This is a genomic window from Alkalinema sp. FACHB-956, assembly GCF_014697025.1.
Lineage (GTDB): Bacteria > Cyanobacteriota > Cyanobacteriia > Leptolyngbyales > Leptolyngbyaceae > Alkalinema.
In genome coordinates, this window is sequence record NZ_JACJRC010000010.1 from 48,232 (window position 1) to 72,037 (window position 23,806).

At 52.0% G+C, this 23,806-nt stretch carries 22 protein-coding genes; 11 read left to right on the forward strand and 11 right to left on the reverse strand.

The window, feature by feature from the left end:
• Window positions 1–937: 937 nt before the first annotated feature.
• Entirely contained in the window at window positions 938–1,942 is a 1,005-nt protein-coding gene (locus H6G21_RS12800; RefSeq protein ID WP_190573809.1) for a hypothetical protein, read from the forward strand.
• 61 nt (window positions 1,943–2,003) lie between these two features.
• Here the strand turns inward: H6G21_RS12800 and H6G21_RS12805 are convergent, their stop codons facing one another.
• Together H6G21_RS12805 and H6G21_RS12810 are read right to left on the reverse strand one after the other, a co-directional pair.
• Window positions 2,004–3,020: a sulfurtransferase gene (locus tag H6G21_RS12805; protein ID WP_190573810.1), complete on the reverse strand. Its 1,017-nt coding sequence runs from the start codon at window positions 3,018–3,020 to the stop codon at window positions 2,004–2,006.
• 630 nt (window positions 3,021–3,650) lie between these two features.
• Window positions 3,651–4,442 carry a peptidoglycan-binding protein gene (locus H6G21_RS12810; protein WP_190573811.1) on the reverse strand — a complete coding sequence of 264 codons (792 nt, stop codon included), beginning with the start codon at window positions 4,440–4,442 and terminating at the stop codon, window positions 3,651–3,653.
• 268 nt (window positions 4,443–4,710) lie between these two features.
• On the opposite strand from H6G21_RS12810, the gene H6G21_RS12815 reads away from it, so the two are divergent.
• From H6G21_RS12815 to H6G21_RS12830, 4 genes are all read left to right on the forward strand, one after another.
• Entirely contained in the window at window positions 4,711–5,832 is a 1,122-nt protein-coding gene (locus H6G21_RS12815) for a hypothetical protein (RefSeq protein ID WP_190573812.1), read from the forward strand.
• Between the two features lie 670 nt (window positions 5,833–6,502).
• The gene (locus tag H6G21_RS12820; protein WP_190573813.1) at window positions 6,503–8,794 is read left to right on the forward strand and encodes an HDIG domain-containing metalloprotein; all 2,292 of its coding nucleotides are present in this window, start codon (window positions 6,503–6,505) and stop codon (window positions 8,792–8,794) included.
• Between the two features lie 71 nt (window positions 8,795–8,865).
• The gene (locus H6G21_RS12825) at window positions 8,866–9,381 is read left to right on the forward strand and encodes an O-acetyl-ADP-ribose deacetylase (RefSeq protein ID WP_190573814.1); all 516 of its coding nucleotides are present in this window, start codon (window positions 8,866–8,868) and stop codon (window positions 9,379–9,381) included.
• A gap of 213 nt (window positions 9,382–9,594) precedes the next feature.
• Window positions 9,595–11,145 carry a hypothetical protein gene (locus H6G21_RS12830; RefSeq protein WP_190573815.1) on the forward strand — a complete coding sequence of 517 codons (1,551 nt, stop codon included), beginning with the start codon at window positions 9,595–9,597 and terminating at the stop codon, window positions 11,143–11,145.
• 100 nt (window positions 11,146–11,245) lie between these two features.
• On the opposite strand, the gene H6G21_RS12835 is transcribed toward H6G21_RS12830, so the two are convergent.
• From H6G21_RS12835 to H6G21_RS12855, 5 genes are all read right to left on the reverse strand, one after another.
• The gene (locus H6G21_RS12835) at window positions 11,246–11,404 is read right to left on the reverse strand and encodes a hypothetical protein (protein WP_190573816.1); all 159 of its coding nucleotides are present in this window, start codon (window positions 11,402–11,404) and stop codon (window positions 11,246–11,248) included.
• Window positions 11,405–11,618: 214 nt separating this feature from the next.
• Window positions 11,619–13,529: an adenylate/guanylate cyclase domain-containing protein gene (locus H6G21_RS12840; protein WP_199307194.1), complete on the reverse strand. Its 1,911-nt coding sequence runs from the start codon at window positions 13,527–13,529 to the stop codon at window positions 11,619–11,621.
• Between the two features lie 114 nt (window positions 13,530–13,643).
• Entirely contained in the window at window positions 13,644–14,534 is an 891-nt protein-coding gene (locus tag H6G21_RS12845) for a FecR domain-containing protein (RefSeq protein WP_190573817.1), read from the reverse strand.
• 143 nt (window positions 14,535–14,677) lie between these two features.
• A complete protein-coding gene (locus H6G21_RS12850) occupies window positions 14,678–15,028 on the reverse strand; it encodes a DUF86 domain-containing protein (protein WP_190573818.1) in 351 nt (116 codons plus the stop codon).
• Window positions 15,018–15,308, reverse strand: a complete 291-nt coding sequence (locus H6G21_RS12855) for a nucleotidyltransferase family protein (protein ID WP_190573819.1) — start codon at window positions 15,306–15,308, stop codon at window positions 15,018–15,020. The genes H6G21_RS12850 and H6G21_RS12855 overlap by 11 nt, the downstream gene beginning before the upstream one ends.
• Before the next feature lie 176 nt (window positions 15,309–15,484).
• Here H6G21_RS12855 and H6G21_RS12860 point away from each other — a divergent pair, with 176 nt between their 5' ends.
• Window positions 15,485–16,708 (forward strand): glutathione S-transferase family protein, encoded by a 1,224-nt coding sequence (locus H6G21_RS12860; RefSeq protein ID WP_190573820.1) that lies wholly within the window; start codon window positions 15,485–15,487, stop codon window positions 16,706–16,708.
• Between the two features lie 20 nt (window positions 16,709–16,728).
• Here H6G21_RS12860 and H6G21_RS12865 read toward each other — a convergent pair whose 3' ends face one another.
• Window positions 16,729–18,072, reverse strand: a complete 1,344-nt coding sequence (locus H6G21_RS12865) for a toll/interleukin-1 receptor domain-containing protein (RefSeq protein ID WP_190573821.1) — start codon at window positions 18,070–18,072, stop codon at window positions 16,729–16,731.
• A gap of 203 nt (window positions 18,073–18,275) precedes the next feature.
• Between H6G21_RS12865 and H6G21_RS12870 the strand changes: the two genes are divergently transcribed.
• The 4 genes from H6G21_RS12870 (at window position 18,276) to H6G21_RS12885 (ending at window position 20,417) form a co-directional block, all read left to right on the forward strand.
• A complete protein-coding gene (locus tag H6G21_RS12870) occupies window positions 18,276–19,130 on the forward strand; it encodes an Rpn family recombination-promoting nuclease/putative transposase (protein WP_190573822.1) in 855 nt (284 codons plus the stop codon).
• A gap of 53 nt (window positions 19,131–19,183) precedes the next feature.
• Window positions 19,184–19,363, forward strand: coding sequence for a hypothetical protein (locus H6G21_RS12875; RefSeq protein ID WP_190573823.1), 180 nt, complete (start codon window positions 19,184–19,186; stop codon window positions 19,361–19,363).
• A gap of 35 nt (window positions 19,364–19,398) precedes the next feature.
• Window positions 19,399–19,626 carry a DUF4351 domain-containing protein gene (locus H6G21_RS12880; RefSeq protein WP_190573824.1) on the forward strand — a complete coding sequence of 76 codons (228 nt, stop codon included), beginning with the start codon at window positions 19,399–19,401 and terminating at the stop codon, window positions 19,624–19,626.
• A gap of 227 nt (window positions 19,627–19,853) precedes the next feature.
• Window positions 19,854–20,417 (forward strand): Uma2 family endonuclease, encoded by a 564-nt coding sequence (locus H6G21_RS12885; RefSeq protein WP_190573825.1) that lies wholly within the window; start codon window positions 19,854–19,856, stop codon window positions 20,415–20,417.
• A gap of 295 nt (window positions 20,418–20,712) precedes the next feature.
• On the opposite strand, the gene H6G21_RS12890 is transcribed toward H6G21_RS12885, so the two are convergent.
• Both H6G21_RS12890 and H6G21_RS12895 read right to left on the reverse strand, forming a co-directional pair.
• Window positions 20,713–21,087 (reverse strand): type II toxin-antitoxin system PemK/MazF family toxin, encoded by a 375-nt coding sequence (locus tag H6G21_RS12890; protein WP_190573826.1) that lies wholly within the window; start codon window positions 21,085–21,087, stop codon window positions 20,713–20,715.
• Window positions 21,080–21,304, reverse strand: coding sequence for a hypothetical protein (locus H6G21_RS12895; protein WP_190573827.1), 225 nt, complete (start codon window positions 21,302–21,304; stop codon window positions 21,080–21,082). The genes H6G21_RS12890 and H6G21_RS12895 overlap by 8 nt, the downstream gene beginning before the upstream one ends.
• A gap of 269 nt (window positions 21,305–21,573) precedes the next feature.
• On the opposite strand from H6G21_RS12895, the gene H6G21_RS26045 reads away from it, so the two are divergent.
• Entirely contained in the window at window positions 21,574–23,337 is a 1,764-nt protein-coding gene (locus H6G21_RS26045) for a hypothetical protein (RefSeq protein ID WP_190573828.1), read from the forward strand.
• On the opposite strand, the gene H6G21_RS12905 is transcribed toward H6G21_RS26045, so the two are convergent.
• Window positions 23,312–23,524: a hypothetical protein gene (locus H6G21_RS12905; RefSeq protein WP_190573829.1), complete on the reverse strand. Its 213-nt coding sequence runs from the start codon at window positions 23,522–23,524 to the stop codon at window positions 23,312–23,314. The genes H6G21_RS26045 and H6G21_RS12905 overlap by 26 nt on opposite strands.
• Between the last annotated feature and the right edge of the window lie 282 nt (window positions 23,525–23,806).

A 23,806-nucleotide genomic window follows, 5' to 3' on the forward strand; every position in this document is an offset into this window, starting at 1 on the left:
TGTATTGCTTGGATGATTTGTCACGACAACTTTCAGTACCTAGTATGGCAAGTTCTTGTCCAAAGAACCTAGGGAATCGTAATACTTAACACCTGCAAGCCGAGATCTCATGGAAATGCAATGGGTAACAAGCCCTAGGGAATACCGGGTGGTTGAAGAAGCTCTGCCTGCACTCATCATAATGGGGATGACAGGAGATGCAATAGCAGTTAAAAAATAAGGCAGATCTGGATTTTGTTGTCCTCTAAACGGAGTAGAGCTGAAGGATTGTGTGTAGCATCTAGGCAGAGATCAGTCCCCCAAAAACATGAGTCCCTCAATCGAGGTAGCTCGATCGGGGGTTCCCGTCATGTTGGGTGGGCACTTCTGTGGACAAGCATTTATTCATCTGTATCTTCAGTCATCTGCATCCTTTTCCGAGTTCTGTTTAGAACACCCGCTCATCAAACTTGAAGGTGATTGTCTCTTGCTCCAGCAACTTCACAATGACTCGACGCCGTTGTTGCGGTGGATAGCCAACCTCAGCTGTCTCCTTGCCCTCACCAATGTTGGGGTGAGCTTGCCTGCCTGGGCAGATTTGGCTCCTCCTCTCCCCCCAAACAACAATGGCTCAGCACCAGTCAATTCACCACCTCCCTTGCCGCCGCTTTTCAATCGACCCGATCGACCTACTTTTGGATCCCCTCCAGATTTACGCCTAGCCCCACCACCTGCCAGACAGATCGGGCCTCTTCCCAATCCCCTAGCCCTACCCCAGAATTCACCACTAAATAGTACATTTCAGAACAATTTACCCATTAATTCTTTCGATTCGCTTGATCTATCCTTCGAACGTTCCCAGTTCTCCCATGGGAGGGACTTTTCTCCCAATGTTCGCGAGATCCCTGAGCGAGAAATCCCTAATCGAAAAATATCTAATCGAGTAACCCAGTGGACATTGCTGGACACGATCGCGCTCCAGCCCTGGCAACCTGTAACGATCGCTGAAATGGAAGCGATCGCTTCTCCCCTGCCAGCACCGTCTCGAGCTACTGCCCAATTGGCTCAAAATCCTGGAAATGATCCAGAATTGGGGGAAATTCGCCTCAAACCGAATACGGATCCCGAGCTAGGAACCTTAACCTTACGTCCAATTAGTGCTTCGGATCCAGAATTAGGAGACTTACGTATTCGGGAGCCCCGCCCCCTGCCCGCGCCCCCACCCCCCAAAGCGCCCTCTGTCTTCTTGTTAGGTCGGGTAGATTATTTTCGCAATACCAATATTTTTTCGTCCGCTTTTTTGCAGGAATCCGATGGCTTGATCCGATCGGGGTTGACCCTGTTCTATGCACCAGCCCTCGGCCCTCAAACCTATGCAGTAACGTCGATCGATGCCAATGTCATTCGATACGCTAATGCCTCGCTCTTAAACTACGATGAACTGCGATTTCGGGCGGGAATTTTGCAAAGGCTGAGTCCCCGCATGTTTGGGGAAATTGGCTGGAGCAACCAACAACTCTTTACAGCGAAGGAAGGGTTACGGAATGTTCTGACCGGAGAACGGTTTCTGAACGATAATTCTTTGCGAATCGAATTTTCTCGCCAAGATCCGCTCACTCGACAGCTCAGCTTCAATACTTACTACCAATTTCGTTGGAGCTTGGTGGATGAGATTAAAGACTACGATCGACTGATCAATACTTTCATCAGCTCCCTCAGCTATCAACTGTCCCCCAGCTTGCAAGCGGCCCTGGATTACCAGTTCATTTGGACACACTTTACCCAGCAATCGCGGGAAGACTGGTACCATCAACTGGCGGGTCGTCTGAGTTACACACTGAATCCCCGTACCCAAATCAATATTTTTGGGGGACGTAGTTTCGGTAACTCTTCTAATCCAGGGCTGAACTTCAATGGGTGGCTACTGGGAGTCGGCGTGGTATTTAATGTGCCACTTTTTTAGCGCTGGTGTGTTTAGCATGGGTTGATTTAGCACAGGTTTGGCGTAGAGCCTGGGCTGGACGTTAGATCTCAACGGGTTCAATCAAATACGAGCACCAGTCACTCCAACTACCGGGATACAGTTTTGCGGGAATGCCCACTTGATGGAGAGACAGTAGGTTGACGCAGGCGGTTACCCCCGAGCCGCAATAGACAATGATTTCTGGCCTGATTTCTGGGTTTTCAGAAATTTCGGGTCTTGCAGAGCTTTCCGGGATTTCAGTCCCATCGCCTAGGAGGGTGTGCCAGCGATCGCGCTGCCAGTCCAACGATCGCACAAAGCCCTGTTCATCGGTAACTTCTTGCCAAGGGGCATTGATGGCACCGGGAATGTGGCCGGCCACGGGATCGATCGGTTCCGATTCCCCCCGGTAGCGGACGGCTTCCCGCGAGTCAATCAAGAGACTGGGCGGAACCGTCTCAGCTTGGGATGGTTGATGCCCTTCGATCGCTGGAAGACCCGCACGAATCCTGTGAATATCGACAATTGCGCTGAGGTTGGGCTGGGGGAGAAAGTTTCCCTGCCGAGGCAACGGAAGGTCAGTAGTGGTAGGCAATCCGGCGGCTTGCCACGCAGACCAACCACCATTGAGAACCGCGACCCGATCGTGCCCCAGGTAACGCAATAGCCACCATAACCGCGCCGCAAATGCGAATCGAGAATCGTCGTAGGCCACCACCCAGGTTTCTGAGGTTACGCCCATGGCTGTTAATTTGTCTGCCAAAACTGTTGGATCAGGCAAGGGATGGCGACCTCCATGGCGACCCACGGGACTCGAGAGATCTTGATTGAGGTCAAGATAATAGGCACCGGGCAGATGACCCGCTTCATATTGCTGCCGTCCGAGGTGGGGCTGCATGAGGGAGAAACGACAATCCACAATCACGATCGCAGGATGAGGAATCGCAGAACGAGGGATCGCAGGATGAGAATGGGCCTCATTTGCGGGATTGCTGCTCTCCGATTGCAATTGCAATTGCTGGAAAAGATCTTCGATCGAAATCACTACCGATCGTACGCAGTCATCTAAAGCGACCATACCGATTTTCTATAACAGACTTTCCAATTGTCTGACCAGATTTGAATCCAAGAATGACACAAAATTGGGTTTGAAATTGGGTTTATAGAATCCTAGAATTTTGCCACCCAGCTAACTTAATCTCGCGGATTTAATCTAGCTTATTGAATGAATCTTTCTCAACATCTCAAAGGGCCTAGTCAAAATGACTAGACCCTGAATACTAGAGATTAATTCAATTTGCAACTTGGTTCAATTACGAAAGCGAAATCGTGGACAAAATCACAGTAGTCAACAGACCTTAAAAATCGCTCTCAGTCTATTCAGACTGTACTTCTAGATGGATTGTAGAGAAGCCTCAAACAAAGTAACTAGCAGGTACATGTTAATTGAGTTGAATGGCGTTTGAGACCAGATTCCAGAGCTAAGATTTTGAGACCGAAGATAAAGCTCAAAAGTTAACCTTTGTGATGGGATCAAAGCAGGAGGCACAAGCTTTAATCAGGGATTTAGAGAGGAGGTGTCTGGCTCCTTTAGTGCCTGCATCTAATCTACTCGGTACAGACTGAAAAAAACAAGAGTTTTATCAAAGTTGATGGCTTGTTACATTTTGCAATACTTCAGTTTGAGGTGATTTAAAAATCAGCGTTCTTAGCGTTGTAAAGCCCGCCAGGTGGCTTCACCAACAACCCCATCCACATCCAACTTCGCTTGCTCCTGTAAGGCTTTGACGGCTGCTTCCGTTTCATCCCCAAAAATGCCATCCGCCAGACTTTGTAATAACCCGATCGCGCGGAGTCGTTTCTGTAATTGAATGACTGCATCACCGCTAGCGCCCTTCCGCAGAACGGGATAGGCATCCTGGGTCGTCCCTTGGGGGGACTGGGGTTTGGGTGCTGAGGCCGTTTTGGGCGGAGGGGCGATCGGGGTAGAGGATTTGGGAGGCGCTGTCTGGGGAGCCGTTGGGCTGGGGGGCGTCGCACTAGGTGATGCACTAGGCCCTGAACTAGGCAGTGTGGTACCGGGTGCAGGCGGCAGTAATTTGGCCCAGGTTCCATTCCCTACGATGCCATCTTGACTTAAGCCAGCGGCCTGCTGGAAGCGAGTGACCGCAATCAAAGTTTCTTCGGTATAGGTTCCTGTCAGACTCCCGTTGTAGAACCCTAACAGTTTGAGCATGCCTTGGAGTTCCAAGACATCGACTCCCTGACTGCCCAGCTTGAGCAATGGCCGGTTGAGTGCCGCCGTGGGAGTGGGAACTGTGTTGGGGATAGTTGCCACGTTGGGGATAGTTGCCACAGGAGACACTTCGGCCTGGGCGCTGGTGGACGCAAAATGCCAGGGGGTATTGCAAGGAGCGATCGCGCCCCAAAGCCCCAAAATTCCAGCTCCTGCAATCCTGACAAGGAGATTGTGTCGTTGATGGTGAGTATCCTGTCTCATCCCAGAAATTCCCTCAGCTTGCCACGCAGACGTTTAACTCCCCTGAAGTTTATACTATCTCTGACTTAGATCGGACTGAGATCGACCTGAGATTCGACCTGAGATCGACCTGAAGATTAGATTCAGATTACGTTGACGGAGCCGCGATCGTGCATCTTATGGCTGAGTCATCTACGGCTAGGTCAGCTACGGCAGCGATCGTAGCAATCACTGGGCAAGACGACTCTACGGGCTTCTACAACTCGTGAAGCCATTTGCGGAGTAACCTATGGAATACTTCACGGAGCAAGCAACCATGACCCGGACTTCCTATCCCCTTCTACTGCGGTTCCAAGGCTGTCTTTTGGGTGCAGTTCTGGGAGCATGGCGGGGATCTCAGGGCGGCTGGACAGGGTCTGCGCTCCAGGATGAGTCTCCCGCTATCCTGTCGTCTGCTTGCGGTCAGTTGAGTCAACGGCTGGTGCAGTCTACCCACAGCTTGGTGGCAGCTAGGAGCGACCCCAGCAACGATCGCACAGTACTGAGTACGTTTCCTCTACCGACTGATGCAGCGATCGCGGGCTTACTGCCGTGGTTGACGGAAACCACTCCCCCCTTGGAAGGGGCGATCGGCCTGTTGCCCTATCTGCTGTACGGCCATGAAAGTCCCAGAGCGCTGAATCATATCCTAGAAAGGATCCTCCCCACTTTGCGGCCTAGCCATTGTTCGCTGTTCGGGCTGGTGGGTGGAGGATTATCCCTGGCGTTGCAAAATTCTGAGTCCCCTAAAACAGCCCTAGCCCAATTTCTGCGACCGTGGTTAATGGCATTTCCGGTTATGGAGAAGCGGGATCAGGCGCAGGCGGATCATCCCCAGGGAGAGTCTGGCTTCAACCTATCCCATATCAGTACCTTAGAAGATTGGCTGACGCAGCAACGCAGTCTAGAGTTTGTCCAGCAATGGTTACAAACCCGATCGCAGATGCCTAAGGATGCTCAGCAGGTTTTGCAGGTTCTTTATTGCTTTCTCTCCACCCCACAAGATGTGGGAACGGTGGTCGATCGAGCGGTGCGGGCCAGCGATCATCCAACCCTGACGGGAGCCCTAGCGGGAGCTTTGGGGGGAGCTTACAATGGGGTGATGGGTTTACCGATCGCTTGGCGAGCCTGGGGTAGGACTGCGAACTCGGTTAGAGCGAACAGAATCCTAGAAGACACAAGACTAGAAGACACAAGACTAGAAGACGGGGGACTAGCAGATAGGATATTAAACGAGCCTCAGAGTGAATGGCTAGCTACACAGTTACTCCTTGCTTGGGCTGGGATTGATCCACAACTACGCGCTAAGGTAACAGCGCCATCGGTTGCGGCCCCCCGATCGTTGAAAGTGCGATCGCGCAACCGTCCCTAACTGAGTGTGGAACATGATGTGACCAGGGACAGTGATCGCTTTGTAACCCTGACTGGACAAGGGATGGGGGATAGTCCAAATTTCTAGAAGGAAATTTCCCGGACACCCTCATTGACAAGCCGTATTATTGACACGAAGATCGATAAATTGATTTTTTTAAAATACTTTTTTAGAGTGCTTTTTGAAATGATTGATTTTGCAATGATTGAGGAGGCTGCCTCCCGATTGCTGTTGTAATCCACAATTTCTACAATATATTGTGATATTTTCCATCTATTCAACTGTTTTATTGATCTTGTTTATTCTGATTTGAATTGGATTAATCAATCGGTACTTATACCTGTTTTACTAAAGTTTTAAGGGTTGTCAAAACTTAAATTGTATGGAGATGACACTATAGCTTTTAACATTCACGCTCCGAGTTTGCACAGGTCTCGCTATTCATACTGCAAGTATGTCTGCTTCCGGTAGTGATCCTTCCAGCCGAGCATTCGTACTTTGAGTCTTCATGCTTCTTGGATTTGGCGATCTTGATTCAGGCTTCTAGGATGTAGAGTTGGGATCAGCGATCGCCAAGATATCACGATCGATGAGTGGATTTTGAACCAACAACTAGTCTTTTGCTAGGGATTTAGGCTGATTTCATAACGTTATTGATTAGGAATTCACGATGTCAAAACGTTTCGCTCAGATTATGCGTCATCTCCATCCCCAGTTATTTGGCTTGATTGCGGTGACTTCATTAACCATTGCCTTGGGTCAACGGTTTTATTCCCAACCCCAATTGGCGATCGGGAAAATGGCCCCGCAAACGATTATTGCCCCTGCAAACGCAAGTGTAGAAGATGCGGAAGCCACCGAAGCAAAGCAACAACAGGCCCGCAAGGATGTGAATCGATTTGTCATGATCGATCCCCAGGTGCAGTCGGCCACGCAGCAAAAATTACACCGGTTGTTTGATCAAGGTAACCGGATTCGCAAATTGGCCGGGGCGTTGCCTTACTTGAAACCCGCAGATTTGCCGATCGCTGTGCAACAGTCTCTCCGCAAGTGGAGTGATGCGGAGTGGCAGGCAGTGCAAACAGATATTCTCAAACAGTCCAAGGCGATCGGGCCAAACTCACAGCGCCTAAAACAACTGCAATTAACCGCTGTTAAAGATCCCAATCAACAAAAAGTCATTCAAGCGATTCAAACCTATCTCCGTCGCCAGACTTCAGCCGACTTCAGCCCATTTCTGCGCACGGTGCAAGAGAGCCGTCAAGCTTACAAAACAGCCATTTCTGCCCTGCAAGATGCGACATTTGTCGATTCTAAATTGCAATTTGACCCAGCGTTATTAGATTGGTCAGACCCAACTTGGAAGCAAATACAAACCACAATTAGCAAAATTGCCGATCGTATGTTGGCGCAGGGGATTGCCCAGGGATTGCCCGACGAGGCTCTGCAACAGGCGATCGATCTACAAGTTCAAGGCAGTCTCCCAACCAACACCCAGACCACTGCGAAAAATCTTCTAAAATTATCGCTCCAGCCGAATTTAGTTCCTGATCTAGCGCGCATTCAGGCCACGGCGGATAAAAATGCCAACGAAGTGCCGCCTCAAATGGTAACGATTCGCAAAGATGCCGTGATCGTCTATGGCGGGTCAAAAATTGAACGATCGCAGTTTTTATTATTAGAGTATTTTGGACTGAGCGAACGACGTACTAACTGGATCGGTCTGTGCATGTTTGGGGGTGGTGTTGCAGTTGTCGTTCTGGTCTTTTCTCGATTGATGCCTTCGCTCACGGAGCAGTGGCGACGGCGGGATGACGGGTTAGTGCTTCTCTTAGCGTTATCTACACCGTTGTTGTTGATGTTAAAAATTCCAGTCCCTAATTTGTCGATGATTGGGATTTTAAGCAGCACCTTCTATGGCGCTCCGGCGGCGATTTTGCTGACTGCGGGACTGGGGGGATTGCTGCCCGTGGGCATGGTGCTAGGGATTAAGCAATGGTTGCCAAGCCTATTGGGGGGACTGTTGGCGGCAATGCTGGCTGGGAAACTACGATCGCGGGAAGAACAAGCGCTATTGGGCTTAATGATTGGCCTGCTGCAAGGCACCACCTATGGACTCTTGGGGATTCTTACGGGGGGCTTTAGCTACGCCTTAGTAACGGAAATGGGCCTGCAAGCACTGGTGGGTGTGATTTGGAGCATTGTCGCGATCGGGTTAAGTCCCTATCTGGAACAATTTTTTGACCTCGCTCCCACCATTCGTCTCTTGGAACTGGCGAACCCTAACCGACCGTTGCTCAAGCGGCTGGCAGCGGAGGCTCCGGGTACCTTCCAGCACACCATTTTTGTGGCAAACTTGGCGGAAGCAGCGGCGCGGGAATTGGGTTGCAATGTGGAATTGGTTCGAACGGGCACCCTGTACCATGACATTGGCAAAATGCATGATCCCCTAGGATTTATTGAAAATCAAATGGGCGGCACTAACAAACATGATGTGATTGATGATCCCTGGGAGAGTGCGAAAATCATCAAAAAACATGTCACTGAGGGCATTGTCATGGCCAAAAAAGCACGATTGCCAAAAGCAGTGCAGGCATTTATTCCAGAGCACCAAGGCACAATGTCGATCGCCTATTTCCACTATCGTGCCCAGCAGAGAGCCCAACAGGATGGGAGTAAGGTGGTGAAGGATGTTGATTTTTGCTATGACGGGCCTGCACCCCAGTCGCGGGAAACGGGCATTGTGATGCTGGCGGATTCCTGTGAGGCGGCCCTGCGATCGCTCAAAGATGCGACTCCGGATATCGCGAATAATATGATTCAGAAAATCCTACGGGCCAGATGGCAAGATGGACAACTGGCTAATTCCAGTCTGTCACGGGAGGATCTCACCAAAATTGGTCAGGTCTTTTTGCAGGTATGGCAACAGTCTAACCATCAAAGAATTAGCTATCCTAAGTGATGAGAATGATGAAAAAGATAACGCTATCCTGAGAATAATCACTTCAATTAAGATTCACCCGGTAGATCACGATGCTAAACCGAATTGAAATTATTCAAGCCGATATTACTAAACTGGCAGTAGACGCGATCGTCAATGCAGCAAAAACGTCCTTGTTAGGCGGTGGAGGTGTGGATGGAGCGATTCACAGCGCCGCAGGGCCGCGATTGCTGGCGGAATGCCGATCGTTAGGCGGCTGCGAAACGGGACAGGCTAAAATCACGCGGGGCTATGACCTGTCTGCGCAATGGATTATTCATACCGTGGGGCCTGTCTGGTACGGCGGCAACCAGCAGGAAGCGGAATTGTTAGCCTCCTGTTATCAGCACTCGTTGATGCTGGCGGTGGAACGGCAGGTGCAAACGATCGCCTTTCCAGCCATTAGTTGTGGCGTGTATGGCTATCCTGTTGACCAAGCCACACAAATTGCGATCGCGGAGACCACCCGCTTTTTAGAAACCAATTCCACGATCGAAAAAGTGTTGTTCACCTGTTTTTCTGATTTCATTTATCAAGCGTATCTGCAAGCCGTGGACGCCGCCGCCTAAGGCCGCACTGGGTCTCAGCGTCTCTCCATTCCCCTGCATAAGCTAGCGAGGCCATTAGGTAGATCTTCGTAATTCCTTCGATGAACAATTTCACGGGGAATCCGTCATCTTTACCCACGCGAGTTCCTGCTCTCGGGATTGCTCTGCTACGTTGAGGCAGCGCGATCGCTGGGGTTGGCGCTTGGGTTACTTGCCCTCCTTGCTAGATCTTCTATGAAATCCCTTCAGTTTCTTGCCATGAGTACTGCCCTCAGTACTGCCATGGTCACTCAGTTTATTCCGAGCGCGATCGCCCGTACGGAGATCTTTGGCCAGCCGGGACGGGATGGTATCTCGGGTCGCAGTGGCCGCAGTGGTAATGATGGCCAAAATCAATCGATTCAACTGATCAATAGTCCAGTGATCAATAGTCCAGTGACCAATAGTCCAGTGACCAATAGCCTACAGACGCTTGACCTGTCTGGGAGTCGTGGCGAAAACGGGGACAATGGCGGCTATGGTGAGGATGCCCAATACTGTCAGTCGCCCCGCAATGTCCCCTACAATCTACAAGGTGCCAGGGGCGGCCACGGGGGTAACGGCGGTCACGGCGGCAATGGCGGCAACGGCGGCAACGTGACGATCTTTTTGAGTGAATTGGCGCAGCTACGGAACTTGCAACTGCGCAATTCCGGGGGAATGGGTGGACAAGGTGGCCGGGGTGGCCCAGCAGGACGGGGCTGTCAACCCTACCGACAAACCTGGACGATCGACATTTGTGAATGGGCATTGATGCGTCGGTCTCGCAAGGAGGCCAATGCCAGTTGGCAGGAAGTGGATCGCGAAAAGCAAGACTGCGAAGAATCAGGCCACAAATCCTACGAACATAACAATGAAACTTATGAATATCGTTGGGAACATCGCGGCGTAGTCGATCACGATCGCTACTATGCCACGGCGGGAGAAGCCGGTAGACCGGGGCAAGAGGGTCGCCGGGGAACCGACGGCAGCTATGGTACGGTGGTTCTGGTACCCGGTGTGCAGATTCCCCAGGAAACTCTCACGGTGCAAGCGCCGATCGCGCAAATTCAGGGCCAATCGATCGGGCTACTGAGAAACAATTGGCTGAATAGAACAGATTTAGGGCAATACCTAGCTCCAGGATCGAATGTTTCTGGGGAATATCAACTCCTGCAAACTGTGCGGAATCAGTTTCAAGTGGAGTGGAAAACCAATAAATCCATCGATCTTCTTGGTAACCCAGCGATCGCGGCCCGCATTGACAAGATCGGGGATTTATCGTTCCAAATTCCGGGTCATTTAGAATACCGGAATACCCGCAATGATAAAGGATACAAACTTGAAATTGTCAATGGAATTGCACCGGGACGGCTCAAGCAAATCAAGTTTCGGGGCTTCGATCAATTTAAAGACGCTCGTAACTTTGCGCTGATCGATGAAGGTAAATTAATGCAGGAAATTATAAGTCTGGAGGTACAAGTCAAGGTCAGCAATGGCAAACAAACGATCTCGGATACCTATGCCATTAACAATATCAATGGCAAGTTATCCACCGAGAATACTATTACCGTTTTGGGTGATATTTATAAACTGCAACTCAGTGATAAATTTGCACCGTTGCTCCAACCGGGTCAGCCCCTCACCTACACCCTCACTACGACTCAGACCACGCGATCGGGCGCGACCTATCAAGCGCAAATGCGGGTAAAACAAGTCGTCGATCAAGTCACTTTTCCCAGCGTGGACTACTTGCCCAGTCCATAAAATCAAAGTACTAGCGGGCATCCTGGGGACATTATCAAGTCACCCTGGCCCGCTAAACCACTCGCTCAATCAGACTAGCTTCTCGCTCAATCACACTAGCCTATTGCGAGAGGGTTGAACTGTGATTGGGAGCCGGGGCCGGTGGGTGACGCTGCGTGTTAGTCAATCCCAAATAAGCCAGAAAGATCAGAACTCCAACGACCATCACCATTTGGAGCGATCGTTCGATGATGATAAAGCCCCGTAGCCATCTATCCATCGGAAATCTCCTCAAACCCTAGGGTTTAATTCACGCATGGCTGCATTGTGCTGTGCTGCGCTGTTTGCCTGTATGCTCGTGGCCTGTATACTCGTGTGCCTTGATTCTGAGCTACCTATAAAGATTCTGAGGTACCTACAAGTTCCTAGGGTTTGATTCCGCAAAGCATGGGAAAAATTAGCTCCAGGAAAATTAGCCCCAGGAAAATTAGCGGCTAGGCAGCAGGCTGGTTACTGGCGTCCTCGCTGGCGATCCGTTGGTCGGCTTTCTGAATCGCATAGACCTCAGTTTTTTGCTGGCGGCCCCGGAGCTTGAGGGTTTCCACAGGATAGCCCTGCACCCGATGCCCCACCTGGATAAACGTATCTTCACTCATCAAAATGTCATAACAGTTCTGCCGATGCAATTGTTTATTCAGCGCTTCCAACCGAGCTGCCACATTGACCGCATCCCCGAGGATGGAATAATTAACCCGTTTGGCTCCACCAATGCTGCCCGCAACGACTAAGCCTGTGTGGATGCCAATCCCTGCCCGAATCGTCGGTTGACCGGCTGCTTGTAGTTGTTGATTTAGAATGGCCAGCCGTTCCTGCATGGCGATCGCGGCGGAGACAGCATTTAACGCATCCTGCTGAATTTCTTCCGCATTGGCACTGGGAAATGGAATACCAAACACTGCCATAATGGCATCACCAATATATTTATCAACAACGCCGTGATGCTGATGAATACAATCCGTCATTGCATCTAGATACTGGTTTAACCAATCCAGCAATTCCCGAGGCAACATGGTTTCGGAAATGGAGGTGAAACTCCGAATATCGGTAAATAGAACCGTGACAACCATTTCCTGGGCCGTGAGCTGTCCCTGTTGAAAAATTTCGCTGCGGTGATTCCAGATGAGGTTGGCGGTTTCTGGGGCGACGTGACGGGCAAATAATCGCATTACCAGTTGCTTTTCCCGTTGCTCTAGCAATTGCAAGCTGGTTCCTGCAATTAAAAAAGTCCCGATCGGGGCAAAGGTGGGCAACCAGAGATTAAAACCCATCAACGCCGCCACCGCAATGGCAATCCAGGCACAGGGTAAGATTAAGGCCACGGCGGTTCGTTGACGAAAACCCAGGGGAAAGAGCACTAAGTTAGCAATAATCCCAATGCTGGCCAAAATCAATAGCTGAGTCCCGTCGGACGATCGCTGGAGCAAGCGCTGGTTCAACAAATTATCAATCACCGCTGCGTGCATATAGACGCCGGAGGTGGGTAAATGCTGCTCCAGGGAGGTTTGCAGCGGATCGTTGCCCGTGGCAGTCACACCCACGAGGACAATTTTGTTGGCAAAGGCATGGGGATCGACTTTGCCTTTGAGAATTTTGACGAGGGAATAGGTGGGCACGCCTTCGGGGCCTTGGGTCAATCCCGGCCAATTAATCCAGGCGGTTTGTTCGGGTTGCTTTGGGTGGGCGGGGGGGAGCCTAACGGGGGGAGCCAGTGGCGGTTGATCCGGGGCTTGGACAATTTGGCGGAGGCTCTGGTTGTAGGCTTGCAGCATCGCCACACTCAGGGCGGGAAACCCTCGCATGTAGAGGGCAACTTGGCGGAAGATGCCATCGGGGTCGGGACGGCTGTGGATGTGGCCTTGGCCAGTGACTTGGGTTAATTGGGGGACTAAGTTAATCACTTTCTTATCCCGATTGGCCGCGATCGCAATCACCGCTTTGCCATTAATTTCCAACGCTTGGGCAAACTTAGCATCTTCCGGAGTCGGTTCTGCAAACAGCAGGTCAAAGCCAACGGCAGCGGGTTGGGAGGCTTCTAGGGTTTGTAGTAGGTCTGTGTAGAGGTGGCGGGGCAGGGGAAATTGCCGATAGTGTTCCAGTGTGGCATCGTCGATCGCAACCACGACAATGCGATCGTCCCAGCCGGGATGGGGCAATTGTTCACGAATTTGGAAGAGCAAGTTATAACCTAACCGTTCCAGCGGTTGCCATGCCCCGACCTGCCACAGTCCACAGCCGAGCAGGACTGCCACCGCAGCGGGAGTGATCCGGCGGTTATTCAGACAATTTTCCCAATACCTTGCAAGACGAGTTTTGCACCGTTGCCATCCCGATTGGACGGTCATCATAGTAATTATATCCTAGCGATTGCATCCCAGAGATTGATGGACTGCACCCCAATTGCTTGACCGTAGCCAGATTGCTTGACTGTAGCCAGATTGCTTGACCGTAACCAGGTTGATTTACCGCAACCAAATCGTGTGCGTTTTTTCTTTGCCGAGGGGCGTCCGCACGACGATCGTGGCCCAATTGCGTTGCTGGGTTCGGGACTCTAGACGAAAGCTGCCATCCCGCCCGACTTCCAGTTCTTGGTCACCGTAGATCACGGCATTAATGGGATCAACTTTGCCTGCGACTCGCACCAAGCCCGATCGATAGGCGTCGGAGGTGTTGAGCTTGAGGGAGAGATCTTCGACGGTGGGGCGGGGTGGGGTGGGTGGTTCGCCGGGATAAATCAGGGAAGAATAGCCCGCTTCCACCATGACGCTTTGGCCTTGGGCTTCGGCGGCAACGCTACCTTCGTTGGTCATAATGGCGGTACGACCTTGGGGACTGACGGCTACCCCAAATTCAGTGCCGCGCACACCTGCAATGCCGGAGGGGGTTTTGACTTCTAGGCGAGACCCTTTGTTGGTGAAGGGACGGACTTGGAGGGCAACTTGACCCCGGTGAACGTTAAGCAGAGTGACTCGGCCCCCATCGGCGGCAATGGTGAGGTTCCGCACGGTGAAGTCAGTCTTTTCGGCGACTTTGACAATGCCAATATTGGAGTCGATGCCGATGACAGCACTCGATCTCGCGGCGGTGGTGAGTCCTTGGCCTGCGCTGAGGCGATCGCCGGATTGGGCCGGTCGAGGTCGGGATCCTTTATAGGTGACTTTCCCTTGGGTTTGTCTGACTTCTAAGCTGCGTTGGCCTTTGGGGAGTTGTACGTCGTTGGCGTAGACAGCCTGGGCTCCCAGCAGTAGAGTCGTGGTTGTTGCTAATAATACTCCCGTGAATCGCCCGAGGGAGACGGTTGCGTGAGGAGTAACGCGGAAAAAGTGCAAGAGGGATACCGGGAAATCAACCATAGCAAGTTCCGTTTGTATAGGAAATATCTCAATCCATGTGTAAATATATCGAGTCTATTGCGTATAGAAAAGCACCAGGATCCTTTTCTCCTTGGCATCCGTGTTTTCCGGATAATTTGGGTTTTAACCATCTAAAGCTATGATCAGGAATCCCAAAATTCACTGATGAGTAACTGCTGAATTTGCTCCTGCAAAGGTTTTACCTTGGTTTGCACAATGTCCCAGAGCACTTCATCTTCAACCTGGAAATAGGCATGGGCGAGGATATCTCGCAGTCCTGCAATTTTTCGCCATTCAATTCCAGGAGCCAGATCGCGGATATTCTGTGGAATCTGCTTGACGGATTCACCAATGATTTGCAAATTGCGGGCGACAGCATCGATCGTTTTTTCATCGGCCACAAATTGTTCAAAGGTTAGCCCTTGGCTATAGCGTTGAACTTTGGCACAGGCGTCCAGGATATCTTCCAAATACAGTCGAAGATTACGCGACATGAATGGCTTCCTGTTCGACGGTGTGGCGAATTTGGGGGTTTAGGGATTTCCAGCTAACCAAATCAACCTGGGTACCTAGTTGGTCTTCTAGATACAATTTGACATCCATGTAGCGATCGAAGGTGAGGGGAGCGTCCCAATCCACCAGAATATCGACATCACTGTCTGCATGGGCGCGATCGCGGGCGACGGAACCGAAGATCGATAACGATCGCACACCTAGCCCTCTGAGTACTTCTCGGTGCTGTCGTAAAATGGCTAGGGCTGTCTCTCGTTGCATACGGATTGCTTAACTTGTGGCTGAATTTAAAATGCCTAAATCGCTGCTTTTCTTCTGAGATTGACAGGTCTCTTATAGCTCTATTGTAAGTCCAAACTGTAAGTCCAAGTCTCATGGGATCGCGGTTTCGGGTAGCATGGAAGCGCTAGTTTCGTGTGATAGGTTGCAGATTTGCCATGACGATTCCCAGGACGATCGCGCCTCTTTCTTGGTCTGAATTGGAAGCATTGACGGATTTTCAACTGGATTATGTCAATGGCCCGACGAATGCGCAGTCGCGGTTGCGGTTGTTTGGGCAGCCGGAGTCGGCGGTGCGGGTGACGTTGTACCGCGATCACCATGCTTGGTGTCCCTATTGCCAAAAGGTGTGGCTGTGGTTGGAGGAAAAGCAAATTCCCTACCGCATTGAAAAGGTGACGATGTTTTGTTACGGGGAGAAGGAGCGCTGGTATAAGCAGAAGGTGCCTTCGGGAATGCTACCGGCGATCGAATTGGATGGACGGGTGATCACGGAAAGTGATGATATTTTGTGGGCGTTGGAACGGGTGTATGGACCGCTGGGTCTGGGGATGGAAGATCCACAGGTGGTGCCGTTGCGGCGGTTGGAGCGCTTGTTGTTTCGGGCGTGGTGTGGTTGGTTATGCTATCCGGCTCGATCTCGCCAGGAGGACGATCGCAGTCGATCGCAGTTTGTGGCGGTGGTGCAGGAGGTAGAGGCGGCATTGGCGAGGACACCGGGGCCGTATTTTCTGGCGGAGTTTGGCACGGCGGATGTGATTTTTACGCCCTATGTGGAGCGGATGAATGCCAGTTTGTACTACTACAAGGGGTATTCGTTGCGGGAGGAGAATCCTCGGTTGTCGGCTTGGTTTGATGCTATGGAGACGAGATCGACCTATCGGGGGACGCAGAGTGATTTCCATACCCATGCCCATGATTTGCCGCCGCAGATGGGGGGCTGTTATGGCAATGGTTCGGCGGAGATGCAGGCGGCGCAGCAGCGGGTGAATGGTGGGCCGTGGTTGGGGCTGCCGGATGTAGCTTATCCAGAGCCAGAAAGTTCACGATCGGAGGCGTTGTTTCGGGTGTTGAAGCATCGATCGAAGATTATTCGGGTGAATCCGGCGGAGGATGGCGCGTTTGAGGTGGCGTTGCGCTGTGCGTTGACGTATTTGATGACGGGGGAGCGTTGTGTGCCGCCGGAGGGGATGGATTCGGCGTTGCGGTATTTGCGCGATCGCATTTGTGTACCGAGGGATATGTCGATCTATGCGGCGAAGCGGTTACGGGAAGCGCTGGAGACAACTGCAGCGCTAGTGGGCGATCGACCGGGGGTGCCGATTCCGGTGAAACATCGTCGCGATCAGGATCCGATTAATTTTGTCAATGCTGGGGGTTAGGATTGGATGATTGCTGGGGGTTATTCCTGGCTGGTGGGTTGGGTGGCTCGCAAAATCAGCCAACTGGAAATGATGAGCCAGAGAAAGGCGAGGATGTAGGCGATCGTCATCATGCCTTTAATTTTGTCGGTGAGGTTTGTCCAATAGGTGGAGTCGTAGGTTAGACAGAGAGCCCCGACGACTTGGCCGGATTGGTTTTTGATGGGGCCGTAGATGGAAACCCAGGTACCGAATTCGTTTTTGTAGGGGGTGAGGTTGATGACGACATCGGTCAAGCCCTTTTCCATTTCGCTGAGGTTGTCGGTGATCAGGCTGTGGTAAGGGGAGGCTTGGCTGGGGTCGGTGATGCGGTTGAGGTCGCCGACCAGGATCAGTTTGCGATCGGCGTTGCGGGTATAGGTGGCGGGAAAGGCTTTGGGGGCGATTTGGTGGACGGTTTGTAACCAGTCTTGATGCGCTTGGTAGAGGGGGTGGGTGCTGGGTTCGGTTTGACCGGGGGCGAGGTTGAGTCGGCTGAGTTGGGCAAATTCGTCGCCGTCGATGCCTGCGAGGGCTCCGTCGAGGGTTTCCTCCATGGTTTGCTCGACCTGTTGTTCGGCGATCGTGCTGATGCGCCAGTAGATGAGGGTGAGTCCGGCGGCGACGAAGAGGAGGTTAGCGATGACGGTGGTGAGGACGACGATCCATTTCGCTTTTTGGCGGGCTTTGAGGGCAGCGGTTTTGGCGTTGAGGCTGGCGGTGATGTAGGCGCTGTGGTTGGCGGTGGGGCGGGGTTGTTTGCTGATGCCTTGGCTGAGCCAGGTTTGGGCGTCGGCGAGGTCGGTGCCGCGCAGGAGGTAGCTGGGGTCTTGGTTGCGGTGTTGCCATTCGATCGATCGCAGGAGGAAGCGGGTGTGGGCGCGAACGTAGTCGAGGTCGGTGTCGAGGGCGGTGATCAGGTCTTGGAAGGCTTGCTGAAAGTTGTCGGTTGCGCGGGCGAAGATCCAGTTGTGTTGGGAGATGCAGCGGTGGACGCTGGCCATGTCGAAGCCTTCGCGCCAGAGCAGGGGAAGGAAGCGTTTGTTGTGTTTGGCGGCGTGGTCGATTTCGTCGCGGCAGACGCTGGAGAGGACGGAGTCGGGGCTGATGATGAAGACGAAGCTGTCAGCGGCTTCGATGCCCCGTTGGATGGATTTCCACCAGTCTTCGCCTTTGTTGATGTCGTCCCAGTCGATCCAGGGGTCGCGGCCTAGGGCTTGGAATTGGGCGACGAGTTGTTCGACGAAGGCTTTGTCGCGACGGGAGTAGGAGATGAAAACGTCGTTTTTGCTGACCCATTGGGTGGGTGGGATGGGGTCTGGAGTGGAGGGGCTGGGCTGTCCCATGGTGCGATCGCGGATCAAGTTCAGGAATTTCCGCAGTATAGCAAGGGGTAATTGGGGGGTTGGAAATCTTTGATAAATCTACAGGGCAGGGGGGGCAAAAATGGTAATGGATCGAGCGTCCAGACCTAGGGATTTTAGTGGGATTTTAGTTGATTAACACCACTAGTACAATAGAACAAATCCTCTTGTAAATTAGCGAAAGTATGCGTCGTGATGCAATTTTTTATAAATTGTTCCAGCAATCTCCCAGTCTGCTGTTTGAGCTATTGGACGCGGTGCCGGAAACTGCCAATTCTGTCATGCAGATACGACGTGAACGCTATCGATTTGAATCAGTGGCGGTGAAAGAGCCGACGTTTATGATCGATGGGGTGTTTTTGCCCCCAGAAGATGAACCTGAAGGGGTAGTCTTTTTTTCTGAGGTTCAGATGCAGCCCGATCGCAGGCTCTATGAGCGAATGTTTACAGAGTCGATGGCCTATTTTTATCGCAATCGAGATGCATTTTTTGATTGGCAGATGGTAGTGATTTACCCGTCACGATCGATGGAACAGTCTGAAACCTACCCCTATCGGGCATTACTAAACAGTGATCAGGTGCATCGGATTTATCTGAATGAGTTGGGCGCGCTCGAACTTTTGCCGTTGGGGGTGGCGACTATGGTGCTGACGATCGAAGAGGATGCAACTGCACCAGAGAAGGCGAGGATGCTGATTGGGCGGGCGAGCCAGGAGATTACGGACTTGCCTATGAAACAAGGCATAATAGAGATGATCAGTACAATCATCGTGTATAAGTTTACGAATTTATCGCGGGAGGAAATTGATACGATGCTAGGCACTAAATTGGAAGAAACCAGAGTCTTTCGGGAAGCGAAGGAAGAGGAGGCACGATCGCTGATTACTCGACAACTGACTCGCAAATTTGGATCTATTCCTGATCTTTCCTTCGATCGGATTAACTCCCTTTCGATCGAGCAATTGGAATCCCTCAGTGAAGAGCTACTCGATTTTGGAGCCATTGATGACCTCATAGGTTGGCTCAAAAATCAGGGGTAGAGCGATCGATGACTTGAAATGGCGATCGTGCTGCTCAAGTTTGAATGGATACTATGCTAGAGATTAATTTGGAAGAAACCAGGGTATTTCGGGAAGCGCAAGAAGAGAAAGCGAAGACGATCGCACTTAATTTTCTAAAGCTAGGAATGCTCTCGATCGAAGTGATCGCTCAAGCTACAGGATTATCGATTGAACAAGTCCAAGCTCTGCAAGCGCAGGTAGAACAAAATTAAGGGACGATCGCGCTGCTCTAGTTTGTATCGACATTATGCTAGGTACTAAACTTGAAGAAACACGGGTCTTTCGGGAAGCGAAGGAAGAGGAGGCACGATCGCTGGTTTATCTTCAGTTAGAACAAAAATTTGATGCGTTATCTGATGCCCTTAAAGATCGAATCAATGCCTTGTCGCTCGACCAATTGCAGGCTCTAGCGATCGCGCCGCTCCGGTTTGCCTCGATCGATGACCTGACAAATTGGCTAGATCATCAGGGGTAGTAGCGATCGATGACTTGAAATGGCGATCGCGGATCAAGTTCAGGAATTTTCGCAGTCTAGCAAGGGGAAATTGGGGGGTTGGAAATCTTTGATAAATCTACAGGGCAGGGGGGCCAGTGCCAGTGCGATCGGATCAGTAGGGTTAAAATGGGTTATGGTTCGCTTGATGAATGGGCCATGACCTTTTTGCTCTGCTGGATTGGTTTTGGGCGAAGGAGAGGTTGCTGATGGTACAGGTTCCAGACAAAACAATTACGCTGGAGACGTTTCTGAAGTTGCCAGAGACCAAACCCGCGAGTGAGTATATTGATGGGCGAATCGTTCAAAAACCTATGCCGCAGGGAAAGCACAGCAAACTACAGGGTAAGCTGGTTACCGCAATTAATCAGCTTGTTGAAGATCAGAAGATTGCTCTGGCTTTTCCAGAATTGCGTTGTACTTTTGGTGAGCGATCGATTGTTCCGGATGTTGCTGTGTTCGCTTGGGATCGAATTCCTGTTGATGATAACGGTGATATTGCCAATGTCTTTCCGCGATGTCCAGATTGGGCGATCGAGATTCTTTCCCCGGATCAAAGCCCAACTAAAGTTACTGGAAATATCCTGCACTGCTTAAACCATGGGTGTCAGATGGGATGGCTGATTGATCCAGCAGAAAAGTCTGTCCTCATTTATCCATCGGGACAACAACCCGAGTTTTTACAAGAAGCACAGGATGTTTTACCCGTTCCCCGTTTAGTGGCTGACTTGCAGCTCACGATCGCTGATGTGTTTGGTTGGTTGAAGCTGTAATCTTTCGTTTTTAGGCAACCAATAGGACAATCTGATCTTCACTCGCCAGCCCTCCGATCCCCCTAAATCCCCCTTAAAAAGGGGGACTTTGAGTCAATAAAAAGGGGGACTTTGAGTTAATCAAGCAAAAAATAGAAATTCTATGAGATTTTCTCCTATTTCTTTCTATTCCCCCCTTATTAAGGGGGGCTAGGGGGGATCGGATCTGTAGCGTGGATGAATCAATTTGATACCACTGTCCCAAATTCATGGGCCATGGCTATAAAACAAGGCACGATCGCACTGGTTAGGTAAGCTACGAAGACTTAAACGCTAAACTGAAACCAAGCTCAATACAGACTGCTTTCTCGATTTCTTCCCAATAAACTTCTTCTAAAACACCCTGTTTATTCTTAATCCTCTGAGCATCTACAGCCCTCAATTGACTTAAATTGATGTGCCGATCTCCATCGAGTCCATTCTGCGTAGTTGGTTTAACATTCACAACGAACGGGTACGTCCTTGTTCCAGGCAACAATGGAGCAACTATTGTTGTTGTCCCATTTTGGTTGCCAATATCATTTTGCAGAATTAGACAGGGGCGTTCTTTATCGGTTTCATGACCAATAACGGGTTTCAAATCGACCCACCAGATCTCTCCTCGCCTGTAGGTTAAGTTTCCGTTAGGCATTTAAACCATCACCTGCTGCAATATCCCAGACAGAGATTTCTGCCTGGAATTCTGGGTCATTAGCCTGAGCTTTATAAGCATCTTCTAGCTCTCGCATGAAAATCCTTTTCTTCTCTTGCAAGAGAACATTATTGATAAAGCTGCTACGATTGCTTGCCAGCTGATCTACAAAATCTAGAACTTCGTCATCCAAGGTGATACTAACTTTCTTACTCATGGCTGTAAGCCGACTGCGACAGCTTGGTAGGATTATATTGTCATACTAGTTAATCCTACCTTGATTGTCAACGATGCCGCATTCAAACTAACTGGTGAGTAGCCTGAGATGCCTAACGAAGCGATCGCCCCGTAGCTTGCGCGATCGCTTTCCGAGGTGGAGGGCTTTGCCAACGAACCAGTCCAAGCTCTGCAAGTACAGGTAGAACAAAATTCAGGTAGAACAAATTTGCTGACCCAGGGGGTGGGTGGGGCTAGGGCGTTTCAAAAATGGTAATGGCTGGGGGTGGCTGGGGTGGCTGGGGCCATGATAGAAGGGTCTTTCTCTATCCCCCGGTAATTATGCGGTACTTCATGGCTTCTCGGATGGTGCGGCGGTCTGGTGTTTGGGCGGGCTTGGTGCTGGGAATGTTGGCCTGTGCTACGTCTAGCGCGTCTTCCAATGGGACTTCCAATGGGATTGGCAATAGAACTTCCAATGAGATTGGCAATGGGAGCGTTGATGGAAAGGCACCGATCGACCGATCGACCGTCACAAGTTCGATCGTCACAAGTTCGCCAGTCGAGAATGCTGCGATCGCGGGGCAGGTTCCGGTGGGGGTGTTGGAGCAGTTGCGGCAGGATGCGATCGGGCGGTGGGGGTTTCCGGCGTCGGGGAAGGTGGTGCGGACGGCGGCGGCGAGTTTGCGGGATATGGAGGGGGTGCCGTGGATTTCGGCGCGGGTGCCTCGCTGGAAGGTGACGCTGGAGGGGGCAGGGCAGCGGGTGGTGTATGTGGCGAGTGAGGGGGCGTTTGTGCTGGTGCGGCGGGAGGGGTTGGAGTTGCCGCAGGGGTTGTCGGGGCAGGTGCGGGAGGCGGTGCAACGATCGGCGGCGCAGTATTGGGCGTTGCCGGAGGGGGGGCCGATGGTGGGGGCGTTTGGGGCGAAGTTGCATCCGAGTCAGGTGATGGTGTGGTCGGCGGAGGCGGTGACGTGGAAGGATGGGTGTTTGGAGTTGGGGGTGCTCGATCGAAATTGTGGGAAGGGGGCGGTGGCGGGCTGGCGGGTGACGGTGGCGGGGGTCAGGGAACTGCCGGGGCCAGCGGAGATTTCGGGGTCGCAGGTGGGGCCGCAGCCGGTGCCGATGTTGACGTTCCGGGTGGATGGGACGGGGCGGCGGGTGCAGCCGGATTTGCCGGAGTGGGCGGGGCAGTTGGTGGTGAAGACGGCGACGGAGTGGGGGTTTGGTCAGGGGAAGGGGCGGTTTTTGGGGGCGGCGGCGGTGAATTGGCCGAAGGGTTGTGAGCAGGTGCGGGGGTTGCCCTATGCCTGTGATCCGATTCCGGGGAGTGGCTGGCTGGTGAAGCTGGAGCAGGGGCTAAGGCGTTGGACGGTGCGGGTCGATCGGGAGGAGCGATCGGCGGTGTTGTTGCAACGGGAGAATCCGGTGTTGGAGCAGACTTTGGGGGCGCGGTTGGCGATGCAGGTGAAGGGGTTGGCGGGGAGTCATTTGGAGTTGCAGCCGGAGCAGGTGTGGATTACGCGGTTGGAGGCGCGGCGGTTTGGGGGGTGTTTGGGGTTGCCGTTGCCGATCGAGGATTGTGGAATGGGTGAGCAGGGCTATCGGGTAACGGTGGAGGGACGATCGGGGCAACGGCAGGTGTATCGGGTGGGGGAACGGTTTGGGATTCGGACGGAGGCGATCGGGGGATTGCCGGTGAGAACGGATCGGTTACCGTCTCGGTTAGCGCGGGTGGTGTTGCAGGATGCAAGTGCGCGATTGAAGTTGCGAATGGATGGGTTACATATTCGGAGTTTTGAGGAGGTGACGGAGTGTTTTCGATCGCCGACGGCTGCGCCGAATGAGCCTTGTTTGACGTGGGTGACGACGGATCGGTTGCGGGTGGTGGTGACGAATTTTCAGGAGGATTGGGTGTATGAGGTGAACCGCGCGGGGAAGGTGTTGTCGGTTCAGCGGTTGATGGGGAAGTTGAATGATCGGTTGGACGATCGGTTGATTGCGGGGGTTAGGCTTCGCGGTGCAGGATGCTGATGTATTTTCCGTTGGAGTTGGGGATGGGGGTGGGGATGCTCCAGCGGATGCGATCGCTGAAGCGGAGGGCGTGGAGTTGGTTGATGGTGCTTTCGACGAGTTCGCGGTGGCCGATGAGGTGGATGTCGAGTTCTTTTGGGGTAGGGGAATCGAGGCGACGATCGTCGCTGGAGCCGGTGAAACACATGGGAGCTTCTCCTGGTTTGTGGGGTGGGGATGGGAGGAAGCCCAAAAAGTTAGAGCCACCCCGGACGCATTACGAAACAGGGTGGCTCGATCGAATGTTAAAATTCTCAGCAAGCCGCCGAGCTGGTATGCACAGCTTGGGGGTTAGCTACTCAGGGTTGTTCGCTGCAACTCTGGGTGGCGCTCTATTTTTTTGGGTTTTGGCGCTTTCTGCGGGTTGGAACCGGATGCAGAAAGAACTTAAGTTAACAGCCTAGAGATAAGGATTCGGTTTTGTCAATCC

Bases quoted from the DNA above. Each gene is read 5' to 3' on its own strand.
- H6G21_RS12805 (WP_190573810.1), bottom strand. From the start codon at position 3,020: ATGGTCGCTTTAGATGACTGCGTACGATCGGTAGTGATTTCGATCGAA.
- H6G21_RS12810 (WP_190573811.1), bottom strand. From the start codon at position 4,442: ATGAGACAGGATACTCACCATCAACGACACAATCTCCTTGTCAGGATT.
- H6G21_RS12815 (WP_190573812.1), top strand. From the start codon at position 4,711: ATGGAATACTTCACGGAGCAAGCAACCATGACCCGGACTTCCTATCCC.
- H6G21_RS12820 (WP_190573813.1), top strand. From the start codon at position 6,503: ATGTCAAAACGTTTCGCTCAGATTATGCGTCATCTCCATCCCCAGTTA.
- H6G21_RS12825 (WP_190573814.1), top strand. From the start codon at position 8,866: ATGCTAAACCGAATTGAAATTATTCAAGCCGATATTACTAAACTGGCA.
- H6G21_RS12830 (WP_190573815.1), top strand. From the start codon at position 9,595: ATGAAATCCCTTCAGTTTCTTGCCATGAGTACTGCCCTCAGTACTGCC.
- H6G21_RS12835 (WP_190573816.1), bottom strand. From the start codon at position 11,404: ATGGATAGATGGCTACGGGGCTTTATCATCATCGAACGATCGCTCCAA.
- H6G21_RS12840 (WP_199307194.1), bottom strand. From the start codon at position 13,529: ATGATGACCGTCCAATCGGGATGGCAACGGTGCAAAACTCGTCTTGCA.
- H6G21_RS12845 (WP_190573817.1), bottom strand. From the start codon at position 14,534: ATGGTTGATTTCCCGGTATCCCTCTTGCACTTTTTCCGCGTTACTCCT.
- H6G21_RS12850 (WP_190573818.1), bottom strand. From the start codon at position 15,028: ATGTCGCGTAATCTTCGACTGTATTTGGAAGATATCCTGGACGCCTGT.
- H6G21_RS12855 (WP_190573819.1), bottom strand. From the start codon at position 15,308: ATGCAACGAGAGACAGCCCTAGCCATTTTACGACAGCACCGAGAAGTA.
- H6G21_RS12860 (WP_190573820.1), top strand. From the start codon at position 15,485: ATGACGATTCCCAGGACGATCGCGCCTCTTTCTTGGTCTGAATTGGAA.
- H6G21_RS12865 (WP_190573821.1), bottom strand. From the start codon at position 18,072: ATGGGACAGCCCAGCCCCTCCACTCCAGACCCCATCCCACCCACCCAA.
- H6G21_RS12870 (WP_190573822.1), top strand. From the start codon at position 18,276: ATGCGTCGTGATGCAATTTTTTATAAATTGTTCCAGCAATCTCCCAGT.
- H6G21_RS12875 (WP_190573823.1), top strand. From the start codon at position 19,184: ATGCTAGAGATTAATTTGGAAGAAACCAGGGTATTTCGGGAAGCGCAA.
- H6G21_RS12880 (WP_190573824.1), top strand. From the start codon at position 19,399: ATGCTAGGTACTAAACTTGAAGAAACACGGGTCTTTCGGGAAGCGAAG.
- H6G21_RS12885 (WP_190573825.1), top strand. From the start codon at position 19,854: ATGGTACAGGTTCCAGACAAAACAATTACGCTGGAGACGTTTCTGAAG.
- H6G21_RS12890 (WP_190573826.1), bottom strand. From the start codon at position 21,087: ATGCCTAACGGAAACTTAACCTACAGGCGAGGAGAGATCTGGTGGGTC.
- H6G21_RS12895 (WP_190573827.1), bottom strand. From the start codon at position 21,304: ATGAGTAAGAAAGTTAGTATCACCTTGGATGACGAAGTTCTAGATTTT.
- H6G21_RS26045 (WP_190573828.1), top strand. From the start codon at position 21,574: ATGGTAATGGCTGGGGGTGGCTGGGGTGGCTGGGGCCATGATAGAAGG.
- H6G21_RS12905 (WP_190573829.1), bottom strand. From the start codon at position 23,524: ATGTGTTTCACCGGCTCCAGCGACGATCGTCGCCTCGATTCCCCTACC.